This is a genomic window from Streptomyces sp. NPDC027189 (genome assembly GCF_055566975.1).
Genome location: NZ_JBVHRI010000005.1, coordinates 415843 through 431627, shown reverse-complemented (window position 1 = coordinate 431627; position 15785 = coordinate 415843). Strand labels below are relative to the sequence as shown.

At 69.5% G+C, this 15785-nt stretch carries 15 protein-coding genes and 3 pseudogenes; 12 read left to right on the top strand and 6 right to left on the bottom strand.

Annotated features, from left to right (window positions below):
- Positions 1-113: 113 nt before the first annotated feature.
- Positions 114-1142, bottom strand: a complete 1029-nt coding sequence (gene argC, locus ACZ4RZ_RS15570; RefSeq protein ID WP_467744900.1) for an N-acetyl-gamma-glutamyl-phosphate reductase — start codon at positions 1140-1142, stop codon at positions 114-116.
- A 209-nt stretch (positions 1143-1351) separates the two neighbouring features.
- On the opposite strand from argC, the gene ACZ4RZ_RS15565 reads away from it, so the two are divergent.
- From ACZ4RZ_RS15565 to ACZ4RZ_RS15540, 6 genes are all read left to right on the top strand, one after another.
- Positions 1352-2173 carry a hypothetical protein gene (locus tag ACZ4RZ_RS15565; protein ID WP_467744898.1) on the top strand — a complete coding sequence of 274 codons (822 nt, stop codon included), beginning with the start codon at positions 1352-1354 and terminating at the stop codon, positions 2171-2173.
- Positions 2173-4413: a transposase gene (locus tag ACZ4RZ_RS15560; RefSeq protein WP_467744897.1), complete on the top strand. Its 2241-nt coding sequence runs from the start codon at positions 2173-2175 to the stop codon at positions 4411-4413. The genes ACZ4RZ_RS15565 and ACZ4RZ_RS15560 overlap by 1 nt, the downstream gene beginning before the upstream one ends.
- A gap of 123 nt (positions 4414-4536) precedes the next feature.
- Complete coding sequence (locus ACZ4RZ_RS15555; RefSeq protein ID WP_467744896.1) at positions 4537-5634, top strand: alpha/beta hydrolase; 1098 nt, start codon at positions 4537-4539, stop codon at positions 5632-5634.
- Entirely contained in the window at positions 5631-7397 is a 1767-nt protein-coding gene (locus ACZ4RZ_RS15550) for an FAD-dependent oxidoreductase (RefSeq protein WP_467744895.1), read from the top strand. Before ACZ4RZ_RS15555 ends, ACZ4RZ_RS15550 begins: the two co-directional genes overlap by 4 nt.
- Before the next feature lie 6 nt (positions 7398-7403).
- Positions 7404-8291 carry an intradiol ring-cleavage dioxygenase gene (locus tag ACZ4RZ_RS15545; protein ID WP_467744894.1) on the top strand — a complete coding sequence of 296 codons (888 nt, stop codon included), beginning with the start codon at positions 7404-7406 and terminating at the stop codon, positions 8289-8291.
- A 38-nt stretch (positions 8292-8329) separates the two neighbouring features.
- A complete protein-coding gene (locus tag ACZ4RZ_RS15540) occupies positions 8330-9367 on the top strand; it encodes a maleylacetate reductase (protein WP_467745069.1) in 1038 nt (345 codons plus the stop codon).
- A gap of 6 nt (positions 9368-9373) precedes the next feature.
- On the opposite strand, the gene ACZ4RZ_RS15535 is transcribed toward ACZ4RZ_RS15540, so the two are convergent.
- From ACZ4RZ_RS15535 to ACZ4RZ_RS15520, 4 genes and pseudogenes are all read right to left on the bottom strand, one after another.
- Positions 9374-9619: a hypothetical protein gene (locus tag ACZ4RZ_RS15535; protein ID WP_467744893.1), complete on the bottom strand. Its 246-nt coding sequence runs from the start codon at positions 9617-9619 to the stop codon at positions 9374-9376.
- Positions 9620-9661: 42 nt separating this feature from the next.
- Complete coding sequence (locus ACZ4RZ_RS15530; protein ID WP_467745068.1) at positions 9662-10114, bottom strand: LysR family transcriptional regulator; 453 nt, start codon at positions 10112-10114, stop codon at positions 9662-9664.
- A gap of 39 nt (positions 10115-10153) precedes the next feature.
- Positions 10154-10324 (bottom strand): annotated as a pseudogene (locus ACZ4RZ_RS15525) (helix-turn-helix domain-containing protein); the annotation flags it as partial.
- Positions 10288-11105, bottom strand: a protein-coding gene (locus tag ACZ4RZ_RS15520) for an IS5 family transposase (protein WP_467744891.1) whose coding sequence is annotated in 2 segments (ribosomal slippage) — positions 10288-10763 and positions 10763-11105 — 819 coding nt in all. Because the reading frame shifts where the segments join, the coding sequence is not laid out codon by codon here. The gene ACZ4RZ_RS15520 and the pseudogene ACZ4RZ_RS15525, both read right to left, overlap by 37 nt.
- Positions 11106-11525: 420 nt before the next feature.
- Here ACZ4RZ_RS15520 and ACZ4RZ_RS15515 point away from each other — a divergent pair.
- The 4 genes and pseudogenes from ACZ4RZ_RS15515 to ACZ4RZ_RS15500 all read left to right on the top strand — a co-directional run.
- Positions 11526-11618, top strand: a pseudogene (locus ACZ4RZ_RS15515) (IS5/IS1182 family transposase); the annotation flags it as partial.
- Positions 11618-11806, top strand: a complete 189-nt coding sequence (locus tag ACZ4RZ_RS15510) for an AMP-binding enzyme (RefSeq protein WP_467744889.1) — start codon at positions 11618-11620, stop codon at positions 11804-11806. The pseudogene ACZ4RZ_RS15515 and the gene ACZ4RZ_RS15510, both read left to right, overlap by 1 nt.
- Positions 11807-11821: 15 nt before the next feature.
- A complete protein-coding gene (locus ACZ4RZ_RS15505; protein WP_356760777.1) occupies positions 11822-12967 on the top strand; it encodes an acyl-CoA dehydrogenase family protein in 1146 nt (381 codons plus the stop codon).
- A gap of 61 nt (positions 12968-13028) precedes the next feature.
- Positions 13029-13205: pseudogene (locus ACZ4RZ_RS15500) on the top strand (hypothetical protein); the annotation flags it as partial.
- A 132-nt stretch (positions 13206-13337) separates the two neighbouring features.
- On the opposite strand, the gene ACZ4RZ_RS15495 reads toward ACZ4RZ_RS15500, so the two are convergent.
- Positions 13338-13643, bottom strand: a complete 306-nt coding sequence (locus tag ACZ4RZ_RS15495; protein ID WP_467745067.1) for a MarR family winged helix-turn-helix transcriptional regulator — start codon at positions 13641-13643, stop codon at positions 13338-13340.
- A 139-nt stretch (positions 13644-13782) separates the two neighbouring features.
- Here ACZ4RZ_RS15495 and ACZ4RZ_RS15490 point away from each other — a divergent pair, with 139 nt between their 5' ends.
- Both ACZ4RZ_RS15490 and ACZ4RZ_RS15485 read left to right on the top strand, forming a co-directional pair.
- Positions 13783-14223: a DUF6069 family protein gene (locus ACZ4RZ_RS15490; protein ID WP_467744886.1), complete on the top strand. Its 441-nt coding sequence runs from the start codon at positions 13783-13785 to the stop codon at positions 14221-14223.
- Between the two features lie 184 nt (positions 14224-14407).
- Positions 14408-15748, top strand: a complete 1341-nt coding sequence (locus tag ACZ4RZ_RS15485) for an MFS transporter (RefSeq protein ID WP_467744885.1) — start codon at positions 14408-14410, stop codon at positions 15746-15748.
- Positions 15749-15785 lie beyond the last annotated feature (37 nt).

The following is a 15785-nucleotide window of genomic DNA, read 5'->3' as shown; positions in this document are numbered from 1 at the left end:
GTAGCGGCTGATGTCACCGTCGCCCGTGCAGCGCAGAGGTGCGGTCTTCGTCGTTGTCTGCGGCCCGGTGGCTGCGCATGCTCCCCCAGCTACCGCTGGGCGGTACCCCCAGCTCACGGTGCGACTCCGATCGTGGAAAGACCCAGCTCCTCGGGAAGCCCGAGGGCGAGGTTCATGCTCTGGACGGCACCGCCCGCGGTGCCCTTGGTCAGGTTGTCGATGGCGCTGATCGCGATGATGCGGTGCGCGGCGTCGTCGTACGCGACCTGGACCTGAACGGCGTTGGAACCGTAGACGGACGCCGTGGCGGGCCACTGCCCCTCGGGCAGCAGATGCACGAACGGCTCGTCGGCGAACGCCTTCTCGTACGCGGCCCGTACGGATTCGGCGGTGACGCCGGCCTTCGCCTTGGCGCTGCACGTGGCGAGGATGCCGCGGGGCATCGGCGCGAGGGTGGGTGTGAAGGAGACGGTGACGGGCTCGCCGGCGGCCGCGCCGAGGTTCTGGATCATCTCGGGCGTGTGCCGGTGGACGCCGCCGACGCCGTACGGGGACATCGACCCCATGACCTCGCTGCCGAGGAGGTGCGCCTTGGGCGCCTTGCCCGCACCTGACGTCCCGGAGGCGGCGACGATCACGGCCTCGGGCTCGGCGAGCCCGGCCGCGTACGCCGGGAAGAGGGCCAGCGAGGCGGCCGTCGGATAGCAACCGGGTACCGCGATGCGCTTGGACCCCTCCAGCGCGGCGCGGGCACCCGGCAGTTCGGGGAGGCCGTACGGCCAGGTCCCGGCATGCGCGGAGCCGTAGAACTTCTCCCAGTCGGCCGGGTCCTTCAGCCGGAAGTCGGCGCCCATGTCGACCACGAGGACATCCGGGCCGAGCTGCTCGGCGACGGCGGCGGACTGCCCGTGGGGCAACGCGAGGAAGACGACGTCGTGCCCGGCCAGCACGTCGGGGGTCGTCTCCTGAAGGATACGGTCCGCGAGCGGCAGCAGGTGCGGCTGCAGCGCGCCGAGGCGCTGGCCGGCGTTGGAGTTGCCGGTCAGGGCGCCGATCTCGATCTCGGGGTGCACCAGGAGCAGACGCAGCAGTTCCCCGCCCGCGTACCCACTCGCTCCCGCAACTGCCGCACGTACCGCCATGGAACCCTCCTCTTGGATGGCATGACTATACGTTTCGCTGCACGTTTATGCAATCCCGCCATCGGTGGTCCGGAGATCGGTTTGTGACCGAGAATTTTAGTTGGCACATGGGGTACGCAAGTTGGCAAATCTTGGGGCCGTCACACTGTGTTGCGGGCAGTACACAAGAAACGCCCCGATCACCGGTCGCGTGGTGCTTCCCTGGATGAATGGACGAGGCAGGGCGAGCGAAGATCCCGTCGGATTCAAGTCATCTGGACCAGCTTGTCACGGCGTACGACGGGGACGCCGGGTTCCGGGATCGACTGCGTCTCGGGGACGACTGGACTCGTCGGTGGAGCTCGACGTGGCGGATAGGCGCCGACGATGTCTGCTGGCCGATCCGGGATATGGCTCACGTGCCGGCGCTGTTGTCCCGGCCGATGCGAGGGTTCACGTGGCGGGCGAAGCAGGGACATCGCCCCGGACTCGAGATGATGACGTCAACGGGCGGGAAGCATGGCTTTGAGTCGCTGAAGGAAATGCGGCTGCTGGTCGCGTTGGACTTCCTGGGCGCATCGGAGGTGCTGTCGCAGCCGTTCCGGCTGGACTTTGAGCACGTCGGCGGGCAGTCCTGGCACATCCCGGACTACCTGGCCGTGTTCGGTGGAGGGATGTGGCTGCTGGACGTCCGCCCGATTGATCTGGTCAAGGATGCCGACGCGCTGAAGTTCTCGGCGTCCAGGGAGGTGGCAGCGGCCTGCGGGTGGCGGTATTCGGTGGTCGCGGGTTGGCGCCCGCATGTCTGGAGCGTCCTTGATCACCTGTCCTCGCGCCGCCGACCGACGAGGGATCTGCTGGGCATGCGGGACCAGTTGCTCACCGCTATCGGCGGCAAGGACAGGCGAGTGATGCCATTCTCAGAACTCGCGGACGCGACCAGCGTGCCTTCCGTTGGCCGGGCGAACATCGTCCGGCTGCTCTGGCAACGCGAGCTCGGCATTGACCTGGGCAGTCCCTTGCGCAACAGCTCACTGATCTGGGCGGTGTGATGGCAGCGAGGGGGTTCTTGCAGATCGCGGCGGGCAGGCGGATCGCGCTCAATGGCGTCGAGTGGACGATCGAAGACGTCCACGCCCAGCTCGGCCGACTCGCCCTCGTCGATGACGACGGCCGCGCGGAGACCCGCTCGTTCCGCTGGCTCATCAACCATGCTGACCTGCAGCTTCTTCCCGCAGTCGAATCGAGGCGCCCGCCGCCGGTCGCCCGGCAGCCGAGGACACTCGCCGACCTGACCAGGGACCAGTTGGAGCAGGCCCGGCTGCGTGCTGCGCACGTGCTGGAAGCCGAGACGGGGTTCCGGGAGGGCCACCCGGCTCGGGCCCTGCAGGGTGAGCCCCGGCCGGCCTACGACCCTGACCGCACGACGCTGACCCAGCGTCGGTACACGAAGGCTGCGGAGATGGAGGCTATGCCCCGTCCGGAAGCGGTCCGGTGCGGTCTACAGCACCTCAGCTACCGGACGCTCGTACGTCTGTCCGGACTAGCGGGCGAGAGTCTCTTGCTGGCCTGCGCGGACGGGCGCTGGACACGGCGACGCAGCGGGCACCGCAGCATCACGGAGGAGGTCCGGGAGGCGATCTTCGCGGTCAAGGCCGAGTGCGGCCCACGCGCCCGCCTGAGCCAGGCGGCCAAGTACCGGTTGATGCACCAGTACATGAGTGAGCGGTTCCCGACGTTTCCCACCGAGAAGATCCCTTCCCGCTGGACGTTCGCGGCCGTCTGGAAGGAGTGGTTCGCGCCCGACGGAGCCCGACCGCGTTACGGACGGACGGCCGAAGCCGCGGCGGAGGCCGGTGTCTCCGGCCGGATGGTTGTCCACCGCCCGGGCCAGGTTCTGGTGCTGGACTCGACCCCCATGCCGGTCAAGCTGCGCGAGACCGTGTTCGGCGACGCGATCAACTCGACACTGACCCTCGCACTCGATCTCTACACGCACGGACTGCCGGCCTTCAGGCTCACACTCCAGTCCGACACCTCGGTCGACATCGCGATGCTGCTGCGGGACGTGATGCTGCCGCTTCCGATGCGGGACGGCTGGGGCGAGGACATGGAATGGCCCTACGCAGGGGTCCCGGCAGAGGTGATCGCCGAGTTCACCGGGCACCGGGTCGCCGCGCTGCCGTTCTTCGCCCCGGAGACGGTCACCACCGACCACGGCGGCCCCTACAAGAACCACCACCTGGTAGAAGCCGAAAGGGAGATCGGCTGCCGGATCCTGCCTGCTCGCGTCCTGCGGCAGACCGACAAGTACGCGGTCGAGCGCCAGTTCCTCACCATCCAGACCATGCTCTTCGAGCACCTGCTGGGTTTCACCGGCGGCGACGTCGCGGACCGCGGGGCCGACCCCGAACGCGACGCGAGCCTCACGCTCGCGCAGGCCGAGCACATCATCGCCACCTGGATCGTCCAGATCTGGCAGAACCGCAAATTAGGCGAATACGCCCCCAGCTGGGCACCGGGTGAGGACCACAGCCCCAACACCCTGTTCGCCGCGGCCATGGAACAGGGCGGCTTCGACCTGGACTTTCCCGAACCGAGCTTCTACTACAAGGTTCTACGCAAGCACCACGTGAAGATCCATCCGCGACGGGGAGTGAAGATCCTCGGGCTTTGGTATCACCACCCGGTCCTCGACGAGCCGCGCTTCCTGCACCCTTCCGCTCGAGGCGGCAAACACGCGGGCACGTGGGTAGTCCGCAGTGACCGAAGGGACCGCAGGCAGGTGTTCTTCCAGGACCCTGCCGACCACGAGACCTGGCACATCCTGCGCTGGCGAGGGCTGCCGCCCGAAGGTGAGATCCCCGCGTTCTCGGACAAGACCGCCGACGCCCTCCTGACACGCGTGAAAGCAAACAACATCAGGATCCACTCCGAGAGCGAGCTCTTGGAACATCTGCTCGAGATCCTCGGCTCGGTCACCCCCGTCGACCAATGGCCCAGCCAGGCCAAGAAGAAGGCCGGAAAGAAGCGGCGGGTCGCCCAGGCCCGCGAGATAACCCGAGCGCAGGCGGCGGCCGCCGACCGCCCCGCCGCACCAGCCATCGCGGATGAGTCGGCTCCGGCTGAGATGCCCGCGGCCTGGGCCGAGCACGCTCGCGCGATCGACCTGACCGGCCTCTCCGACCGCGACCCGCAGCACAAACTGCCGGTCGTCGAGCAGCTGGAGGCCGCGCTCTACACCGACGCCCTGGTCACCGTCGCCGCCACGCGCACCTTCCCGGTGAAGTAGCCGCCCTCGGGGACGCTGATGAGCGCCATGCATCACGGCGTCCCCAACCGGCATTGGACCGGCCCGGAGCCGGTCACCAATAGTGCTGGGCATGGGCGCAGACGCCGTGACGGAGGTTCGCCGATGACCATCTCCCCAACACCCGGAACCGCCGAGCCGGCCCGTGCCGCCTCGCCGTTGACGATCAGCGAGCAAGGCGCGTTCTGGGTCGGTGTCGGGCGCAAGCCGACCGAGGCTGGGACCGCCGCCGAGGCCGCGATGTACGTCCAGTACCAGATCCCGGCCGATCTCCGGCATCCGCTGCCCGTGGTGATGGTCCACGGGGGCGGCGGCCAGGGCACGGACTACCTGTCGACGCCGGACGGGCGCCCCGGCTGGGCCACCCGGTTCCTCCAGGCCGGTTACGCCGTGTACGTGGTCGACCGTCCAGGTCATGGGCGCTCCCCGTACCACCCCGATGTCCTCGGGCCCATCGAGGGCGCGGCGCCGACGTACGAGTTCATCCGCTGGCTGTTCTGCGACGGGGCGGGACGACCTGGCAGCCAGTGGCCCGGCAGCGGCGAGGTCGGCGACGACTCCGCGCTGGACCAGTTGATGGCGAGCCAGGGCCCGACGCTGCCCACCTTCGCCGAGAACGAGGAGCAGATGCGGCGCTGCGGGGCCGAGTTGCTGGACCGTATCGGACCGGCCGTGCTGATCACCCACTCCATGGGGGCGCCGTTCGGCTGGCTGGTCGCCGATGCCCGGCCTGGGCTGGTCAAGGCCATTGTCTCCATCGAGCCGATGGGGCCGCCGTTCATCGAACTGCCCGGCCTCGGAAAGCTGGAGTGGGGGCTCACCGCGGCCCCGATCACTTACGAGCCGCCGACGCGGACCCCGGAGGAACTGCGCCTCCGGCTGCGCGAGGCCGGGGGCGACGGACTGCAGGACTGCCTCGTCCAGGACGAACAGGCCGGCCCCGTGCGGTCCCTGCCAGGGCTCCAGGGCTTCCCGATCGCCGTGGTCGCGGCCGACACCTCGCCGTTCGCGCCGTTCCAGCACGGTGTCGCCGACTACCTCGCCCAGGCCGGTGCGGACGCCGAGTTGCTGCGCCTGGCGGACCTGGGGCTCACGGGCAACGGTCACCTGCCCATGGGCGAGAAGAACTCCGACGACGTGGCCGAGGCACTGATGACCTGGCTGAACAAGCGACTGGCCGATGTGGAGGAAACGTCCCGATGACAACCGTGCCGACCGTGCCGAGCGTCGAGACCGATGTGCTCATCGTGGGAAGCGGGCCCGCGGGAGCGAGCGCCGCACTGGCGCTGAGCACCTATGGCGTGCCGAACGTCATAGTCACCCGCTATTCACGCCTCGCGGACACGCCCCGGGCGCACATCACCAACCAGCGCACCATGGAAGTGCTGCGTGACCTGGGTGTCGAAGAGGATGTGATCGCCCAGGCCACCCCGCAGCATCTGATGGGCAACACCGTCTTCTGCACCGCCATCGCGGGCGAGGAGCTCGGCCGGCTGAGGTCCTGGGGCAACGAACCGCTCGTGCAGGCCGCGCACGAGCTGGCGAGTCCCACCCGCATGTGCGACATGCCGCAGCACCTCATGGAGCCGGTGCTCGTGAACGCGGCCATAGCGCGCGGAAGCCAACTGCGGTTCGACACCGAGTACCTGTCGCACGAGCAGGACGCCGACGGCGTGACCGCCACGGTCCGCGACCGGCTGCGCGGCGACACGTACACCATCCGCGCCAAGTACCTGATCGGCGCGGACGGCGGCCGCAGCAAGGTGGCCGAGGACGCCGGGCTACCGATGGGCGGCCAGATGGGCGTGGCCGGCAGCATCAACATCGTCTTCGACGCGGACCTCACCAAGTACGTGGCGCACCGCCCCGCCACCCTCTACTGGGTGCTGGCGCCCGGCGCGACCGTGGGCGGCATCGGCGCCGGCCTGGTGCGCTGCGTACGGACGTGGAACGAGTGGCTGATCGTGTGGGGCTACGACGTCGACGCCGGGCCGCCGGACCTCACCAAGGAGTACGCCCTGTCCGTCGTCCGCAAGCTGATCGGCGACGACGAGATCCCGGTGACCATCAAGTCGTCCTCCGCGTGGACGGTCAACGAGATGTACGCCGAGACGTACTCCAACGGCCGGGTGTTCTGCGCGGGCGACGCCTGCCACCGGCACCCACCGTCCAACGGGCTGGGCTCCAACACCTCCATCCAGGACTCCTACAACCTGGCGTGGAAGCTGAAGCTCGTCCTGGACGGCACCGCGTCCCCGTCCCTGCTGGACACCTACAGTGACGAGCGGGCACCGGTCGGCAGGCAGGTCGTCACCCGGGCCAACCAGTCCATCGGTGAGACGGCACCCGTCTTCGAGGCGCTCGGCGGCCTGGCGCCGCAGACCCCCGAGCAGCTGTGGCGGAACATCGCCGCCCGCAAGGACGCCACTACGGAGGCCGAGGAGCAGCGGGCGCGGCTGCGGGAGGCGATCGCCTTCAAGGCATACGAGTTCAACGCCCACGGCGTGGACCTCAACCAGCGCTACACCTCCGCCGCGATCGCCCCGGACGGCACCGAGGACCCCGGCTTCGCACGCGACCCCGAGCTGCACTTCCAGCCGAGCACCCGCCCCGGCGCCAAGCTCCCGCACGCCTGGCTCTCCGCGGGCACCCGCAATCTGTCCACCCTGGACCTGGGCGGGAACGGCCGGTTCACCCTGATCACCGGCATCGGCGGCGAGCCCTGGACGGAGGCCGCCCGCATCCTCGGCAAGGAGTTCGGCCTGGAGATCGCCACGGCGGTCATCGGACCCGGCCAGGAGCACGAGGACCCGTACGGGGACTGGGCCCGGCTGCGGGAGATCGGCGACTCGGGCGCGCTGCTGGTGCGGCCGGACAACCACGTGGCCTTCCGCCGCCAGGACGCCACCGGTGACGTCACGGCCGCACTGCGGGACGCGCTGCGGCAGATCCTCGGGCGGGGCTGAGCGGCCATGGACCTCACGGCGAAGACCGCGAAGCCCGCGGAGACCGAGACGACGACGGCGGTGCTGGAAAGCTTCGCCCACACCTCCGATCCCCGACTGCGCGAGGTGCTGGCCTCCCTGACGCGTCACCTGCACGATTTCGTACGGGACATCGAGCCGACCCAGGCCGAGTGGGAGCGGGCGATCGACTTCCTCACCGCAACCGGGCACATGTGCGACGACACCCGGCAGGAGTTCATCCTGCTGTCGGACGTCCTGGGTGTGTCGATGCTCGTCGAGACGATCAACGACCACAAGGCGGCCGCCGCGACCGACTCGACGGTGCTCGGCCCCTTCCACATGACCGAGTCCCCGGTCCGTGAACTCGGGGCGAACATCGATCTGGTCGGCGGCAGCGAGCCGTGTGTGATCAGCGGACGGGTCGTCTCCGTCGACGGCACCCCGCTGCCCGGTGCGACGCTGGACGTGTGGCAGGCCGACGACCAGGGCTTCTACGACGTCCAGCAGCCGGAGAAGCAGCCGCCGGGCAATGGGCGCGGGCTGTTCACGGCGGACGCGGAGGGGCGGTTCTGGTTCCGCTCGTGCGTTCCGAGCCCGTATCCGATTCCGACGGACGGGCCGGTCGGCTCGCTGCTGGAGGCGACCGGCCGTCACCCCTACCGTCCGGCCCATGTCCACTTCATCGTGGGCGCCGAGGGGTACAGCCCGGTGACGACGCACATCTTCGTGGCGGGCAGCGACTATCTGGAGTCGGACGCGGTCTTCGCCGTGAAGGAGAGCCTGGTCGAGGAGTTCGTCGAGGTGGACTCCCGCGCGGAGGCCGCGGAGTTGGGCCTGGCCAATCCCTTCCGCCGGGCGCGCTTCGACATCGTGCTGCAACCGGTGATCGCGTGAGGGAAAGCGCCTTGGACTTCACCTATCAGGCCCAGCCGATGCGCGTCCTGTTCCGGTCGGGTGCCGTCCCGGACGCGGTGCCCGACGAGGTCGCGCTTCTCGGCCTGCGCCGCGTCCTCGTGCTGTGCGACGACCATGGCCTGGACACGGCCCGTGCCGTCGCCGCGTCTCTCGGCGACGCCTGCGCCGGGCTGCACGCGGGGGCGGTGACGCACGTCCCGGTGGAGGTCGCCGACCTGGCCGTCGAGGCGGCTCGCGAGGCCAGGGCCGACGGCTGCGTGGCGGTCGGCGGCGGTTCCGTGACCGGCCTGGCCAAGGCCGTCGCGCTCAGGACCGGCCTGCCGATCGTCGCCGTCCCGACGACGTACGCCGGATCGGAGATGACACCCGTCTGGGGCCTGACCGAGGGCGCGGTCAAACGCACCGGGCGCGACCCGAAGGTGTTGCCGCGTAGCGTCGTGTACGACCCGCTGCTCACGCTCACCATGCCGCCCGTGGGGTCCGCGACGAGCGGCATGAACGCGATCGCGCACGCCGTCGAGGCTCTGTACGCCCCGGACTGCACTCCGATCGTCTCCCTCATGGCGGAGGAGGGTGTGCGGGCGCTGGCCTCGGCCCTTCCCGAGATCGTCGCCGACCCCTCGGGGCATGACGCGCGCGGCCGCGCGCTGTACGGGGCGTGGCTGTGCGGTGCCTGTCTCGGCGCCACCACCATGGGGCTGCACCACAAGCTCTGCCATGTGCTCGGCGGCACCTTCGACCTGCCGCACGCCGAGACACACGCCGTCGTCCTGCCCCATGTGCTGGCCTTCAACGCGCCGGCGGTTCCCGAGGCACTGGCGGCGCTGCGCCGGGCGCTCGATGTCCCGGATCCGGTACGGGAGTTGCACGAGCTGGGCGAGCGGCTGGGCATCCCGCGATCGCTCGCCGACCTCGGCCTGACCGCCGCCGACGTGGACCGTGCGGTCGACGTCGCTCTCGGGGCGCCGTACGCGAATCCCCGCCCGGCCTCCGCCGACGATCTGCGCGCCGTCCTGCACGCGGCCTGGGCGGGCGAGCCGCCGTACGGCGGCTGACCGCTTCTACCGGGCGAGTTCGGCGTACGGAACGCCGCTCGCACGTCGGGCCACCCGGCGTGCGAGCTCGGCGAAGGCCGGGGCGGCGGGCGAGTGACCCGCCTCCGGAAAGGCGACGGCGGCCACCAAGCCGAGGGGCTCCTTCGGAGCGACGTTCTCGACTCCCGGGTGCGGGAACATCCGGGTGGCCGACAGCGGCATCAGTCCCACCATGTAGTGGTAGGCGATCTTCAAGGACACGTCCAGGGCCAAGCGGGCGTGGGAGCCGACCGTCGGGGCGTCGTCGTCCCCGTTTCATCCGCTCACCCAGAAGTCGAGGCCCGGCTCGGGGGTGACCCAGGGCTGGTCGTAGACCTCGGTCACGTCCACCGCGGCTGCCGAGGCCAGCGGATGCCCCTTCCACAGCGCGAGAGAAAGGGGCTCGGTGAAGATCGGTACGCGTGTCAGGCCCGGCATGTCGACGTTCAGGGGCACCAGCGCCACGTCGTACTCGTCGGCCAGCAGCGGGGCCAGACCCTGGTGGAAGTCCGCTTCGTGCACCCGGATCGTGACGCTGGGATACCGCTCGCAGAACGCCTCGATGACCGGATGAGTGAGTTCGGCCAGAGCCACGCCGTAGCACGCGACCCGCACCTCGTCCCGCCGCCTGGCCCTGATGGCGCCCGCGGCGGCGGAGAGCCGCTCGGCGTCGGCCAGCACCTCGCCCGCCCGTTCGAGCAGTTCCCCGCCGTCGGCGGTGAGCGCCACATGCCGTTTGTCGCGGTCGAACAGCTGGACGCCCAGCTCACGCTCGAGGGCGGCGATCGAGCGCGTCAGCGCGGGCTGGGTGAGGTGCAGACGCTCGGCGGCGACCCGTAATTCAAGGTCTCGGCGAGCGCCGAGAAATGGCGCAAACTCCGGAGATCCACTTAGACGGTGTCCTATGTGGTGAGGCGGAGTAGTCGCTTGTAGCAGCACAGTGCTGCGGCGAGGCCGAGAAAGGCCAGGTAGTTGCGGGAGTGGCGTTCGTAGCGGTGACTGAGTCGGCGGTAGCCGGACAGCCACGAGATCGTCCGCTCGATCACCCATCTTCGGCGGCCCAGCCGTTCGCTGGACTCGATGCCTTTGCGGGCGATGCGCACGCCGATGCGCTTGCCTCGTAACCATTTCCGCAGGTGGGGGATGTCATACGCCTTGTCAGCGTGCAGGCGTTGGGGCTTGAAGTGGCGGCCGCGGTGGGGGTCGTGTCTCGTTTGGTGGCCCTCGACCATGGGCTTCAGCGCTTCGCTGTCGTGCGTGTTGGCGGCCGAGACGCCGACGAGAAGGGGCAGTCCGTTCGCGTCCGACAGGACGTGCATCTTGGAACCCGGCTTACCTCGGTCCACGGGGCTCGGACCTGTGAGTTCGCCCCCTTTTTAGCCCGCACGTGAGCGGAGTCGAGGACCACGCGCGAGACGTCGATGAGGCCGGCGTCATCGAGGCGGTGCAGCACCGCTTCGTGCAGCCGGCCCCACACGCCGGCCCGCGACCAGATCAGGAACCGGCGGTGCGCGGTCGACTTCGATATCCCGAAACACGGCGGTAGGGCCCGCCAGGCACAACCGCTGACCAGCACGTAGATGATCGCCGCGAACAGCGTCTCATCAGGCGTGTCCTGCGTTCCGCCGCCCTGCGGCCGCACCTTCGACGGTGGGATCAGCGGCTCGGCGATCTCCCATAGCCCGTCCGGAACAATCCAACTCCACGTACCCCGCCCCATAGACAGCCCAACGAGCGATCACCACATAGGACACCGTCTTAAGCCCTCCAGAAAGGCGAGGTCCACGGCGTCGTGGTCCGCGCCAGGTTACAGCGCGCTTCCCCGCACGTCACCAGGCAGAAATGTGCGGCATTCCCGTCCCCTCTCCGACCTGCCGTGATGCACGGCACTCATCAAGCCCACAGTCACCGGCATTGGACGGTCCTCCGCCGCGCCGCCAACACTCCCTTCAGGCCGACCAGAACAGCAGCGGATGGGGTGCGAATTGTCCGAGACAACCGAGACAGCCGAGAAAATCATCGAGATTCCGCAGCCGGAGCCGGACCTGACACCGGAGGAACTGGTGCGCCGGGCCGCCCGCATGAGGTCCTGGCTACGTGATCATCAGGACGAGACCGAACAGCGAACCGGTATCTCCGAGGTTGGATGCTCGCTCTCCAGCCCCGCAAGCGGTTCTCAAAGGACACCGTGGTCGTCGTGGACGGCACCCTCGTGCCCACCCGGGATCACACGTGGAGCTGAACGACGGCGAGGAACTCACCGAGATGGAACTCATCGCCTACTGCCGTCCGCGACTCGGCGGCATCAAGACACCTAAGCGGGTCGTGTTCGTGCCCGAAATCCCGCGCAGCGCCAACGGAAAGGTCCTCAAGAAGGACGTACGCGAGCCGTTCTGGCGCGGTCACGAGCGACAGATCTGAGGATCGGAGCACCACATGCACCGCACCCTTTTCAACAAGGATCACGACAGTTTCCGCGATGCCGTCCGCCAGTTCACCGAACGCGTTCTCGCGCCCCGTCACGAGGAGATGCTCAGGCGGAAGTCCATCCCCCGGGACATCTGGCAGGAGGCGGGCGCACTCGGCATCCTCGGCCTGTCCGTCCCGGAGGAGTACGGCGGGACAGGCGCGGGCGACTTCCGCTTCAACGCCGTCGCGGACGAGGAACTCGCCGGTTTCAGTTTCGGCGTCGGGGCCAGTCTCGCCCTGCACACCGACACCTGCCCGCCCTACCTCGTGGAACTCGGCACAGAGGAACAGAAACAGCGCTGGCTGCCCGGCATCGCCTCGGGCGACCTGATCAGCGCCATCGCCATGACCGAACCCTCCGGCGGTTCCGACCTCGCCGCGTTGAAGACCACCGCGGTCCGGCACGGCGAGGACTGGCTGGTCAGCGGCTCCAAGACCTTCATCACCAACGGCCACCAGGCGGACCTCGTCATCGTGGCCGCCCGCACCGGCCCCGGCGAGCGGGCCAAGGGCATCAGCCTCTTCGTCGTCGAGGCCGGCATGCCAGGCTTCGAACGCGGCCGCAAGCTGGACAAGGTCGGACAGGAGGAGGCCGACACCGCCGAGCTCTTCTTCACCGACGTCCGCGTCCCCGACAGCCACCGTCTCGGCGAGGTTGGCCAGGGATTCGCCTCGATGATGCGGCTCCTGCCGCAGGAACGGCTGTCGACCGCCGTCACCAACACCGGCCATGTCGCGCGGCTCCTGCACGAGACCATCGAATACGCCAAGGAGCGCCGCGCGTTCGGAGAGACCATCGGCTCCTTCCAGCACAACAAGTTCCTGATAGCTGAACTGGTTACCCGGGTGGAGGTGACCCAGGCGTACGTCGACCAGTGCGTCCTCGCGCACACGCGAGGCGAACTGACCCCCGTGGATGCGGCCAAGGCCAAGTGGTGGGCCGCCGAGACGCAGAACGCCGTACTGGACGAGTGCGTCCAACTGCACGGCGGCTACGGCTATATGAACGAATACCGCATCGCACGCGCCTGGCGGGACGCCCGCGTGACGAAGATCTGGGCCGGGTCCAACGAAATCATGAAAGAGGTCATCGGCCGCGACCTGGGCCTGTAATGCCGCACGCCGAAATCCCCGAGGGAGAACCGCTCATGGCCATGCCCACCGTCAACCGTCAATGGCTGCCGGCCCGCCGCCCCGTCGGCGCCGTCACCACCGACGACTTCCATTCGCCGAGTCGGACCCGCCGGCCCCCGGAGAGGGGGAGATCCTGGTCCGCACCCTGTACTTCGCCTACGACGCCAGCCAGCGCATCCGGCTCACCGACGACGGGGGCTGCCTGCCGCCGATCCAGGTCGGTGAGCCGATGCGGACCATGGGCATCGGCCAGGTCGTCACGTCGAGGAGAACGTCGTGGACGGCTTCGAGAACGCGCCCGCCCTGCTGCCGACGATGTTCAGCGGAAAACAGCCCGGCAAGCTGCTCCTCAAGCTCGGTGACCCGGAATGAACGAGACAGCCGGGGCCGTGCATGCGCGCCTGGTCAGCCTGAGGAGTCTCGGTGCAGGTCGGCGTCGGCGTGCTCGGGGGCGATGGCGTACAGGATGCGCCGGCCGATGCGGCCGAGCAGCGCTCACCATCTTCCGGTACCCCTCGTCGGTGAGCGTGGCAACGGTGTGACGGCCGTCAGCCGGGTCGGGGTGGCGGCGGACGTAGCCCTTGCGTTCCAGACGGGCCACGACCTGGGACAGACGGGAGAGCGAACCCTCGGCGAACGCGGCGAGGGCGCTCATGCGCAGTTCCCGCTGTGACGCCTCCGACAGAGCCGCCATCACGCTCACTGCCCTCACCGCCAGCCGCCGGCCCGTCGTCATCACCGACCGACTCGACCCGCTCCCTGTCCCCACCCGACACCTGATCCGGAGAAACACCATGAGTGAACAACTCGCCACCCAGCCGGCCCGCCCCCGCGGCCTCGTCGTCACCGGCGGTCTGATCGGCACCGCGGCCGTCGCCGCCGTCCTCAACGCCGTTGTCGCCACAGCAGCCCACGCCCTCGGCGCCTCGCACGATTTCCAGCCGCTCCAGCCGTCCGCCTACGTGCCCTTCACCGTCTTCGGCGTCCTGGCCGCAGCTGCCGCCTGGGCGATCATCCGCGCACGATCGACCCGCCCCGCCCGAGTGCTGCGCGTCCTGGTCCCAGCTGTCGTGCTCGTCAGCTTGGTCCCGGACATCATGGTCGGCGCCACCGCCAGCCAGCCCGGTACGAGTTGGGGGGCCGTCGTCGCCTTGGTGGTGATGCACCTCGTGGTCGCCGCCGTCGCCGTCCCCGCCTACCAGCGCCTGCTCCCTCCCCCCACCGCCCAGAACTGACCCCGCGTCCCGTCGCAGTGCGGGCCGCCACGGTCGTATGGCATCCGGTGAGTGTCGTACGGCCGTGGACGGGCTCTTCCCGATCCTGCGCCCGGCGTCCGGCGCCCGCCTGCTGCCGATGACGGCCGCCACCGAACCTCCCCCCACGTCCCGCGCTCGTGACATCACAAGGAGGTGTGTCATCGTGACCGACGACATCGACCGCGACCGGCCGCAGACCGAGCCGTCGCCGCCCGCACTGAACCTGGCGCCCGCACCGCACCTGACGCCTGTACCGGACCAGGCGACCCCACCGGACCAAACGGTCCCCGGCGCAGTCGAACGCCCAGCAGGACGTGCCCAGCTGACGCTGCTGGTGGCGGGGATCTGTATGCCCGTGCTCGGCTCCGCCCTGATCGCGCCCGTGCTGCCGCACATGCAACGGCATTTCCACAGCACACCCGGCAGCGACGTCCTGGTCCCGATGGTGGTCGCCCTGCCGGGACTGTTCCTCGCCCTGTCCGCGCCACTTCTCGGATCCGTCGCCGACCGGACCAACCGCAAGGCGCTCCTGCTGATCGCCATGGCGCTCTATGCCGTGGTCGGCAGCGCCCCGCTCTACCTGGCCTCGCTGGTGGCGATAGACGTCAGCAGGGTGCTGCTGGGGGCCTGCGAGGGAGTGATCCTGATCTGTTGCACGTCTCTGATCGGCGACTACTGGACGGGAGCGCGGCGGGCGAAGTACCTCTCCGTATCGACGCTGGCCACGTCACTGGCCGCGACGGCGTTCCTGGCCGTGGGCGGAGTGCTCGGGGTGTCGGGCTGGCGGACCCCGTTCTGGATGTACGTGCTTCCGCTGCTGTTGCTGGTGCCGATGGCCAGGCTGCTGTGGCAGCCGCCCCGCACCATTACGCCGGGCGTCGGCACACGGCTGGAGCCGCTGCCGCGCCGTCAGGTCCTGGTCCCGTGCCTGGTCACGCTGTTCGGCGGGCTGTACTTCTTCACCCTGGTCGTCGAACTGCCGTTCATCCTGGACGGCATCGGGATCCACTCGACCGCCGTCGTGGGCACCATCTCCGCCGTCATGGCGCTGGCCACGGCCACCGGTTCGGCACTCTTCCCCCGGCTGGCCGCCAGACCGGCGCGCGTCCTGGTTCCCCTCGAGTTCGCGGGTGTGGCCGTCGGCCTGGCCACCGTCTTCGCGACCGGGGCGCTGCCCGTCGTCGTGACCGGCGCGATCATCACCGGATTCAGCACCGGGGTCATACTGCCGACCCTGCTGGTCTGGGCGATCCACCGGCTGAACTACTCCCAGCGCGGCCGGGGCACCGGCTGGTGGAGCGGCGCGCTGACCCTCGGGCAGTTCTTCTGCCCCCTGGTCGTCGCGGGCCTGAGCGCCGCGTCCGGAGGCCTCCAGCCGGCCCTGCTCGTCCTGGCGCTCGCGGCAGCCCTGCTCGCCGCGACGGTCCTGCTGGGCCTGCGCCACCAGCACGACCCGCTGGACCCGTCCCCCGGCGAGCCGGTCGCCGCTCCGGCAGCGCCCTGACCCTGCGCGACACCACGTGGCCTCCGCCCCGGCACTA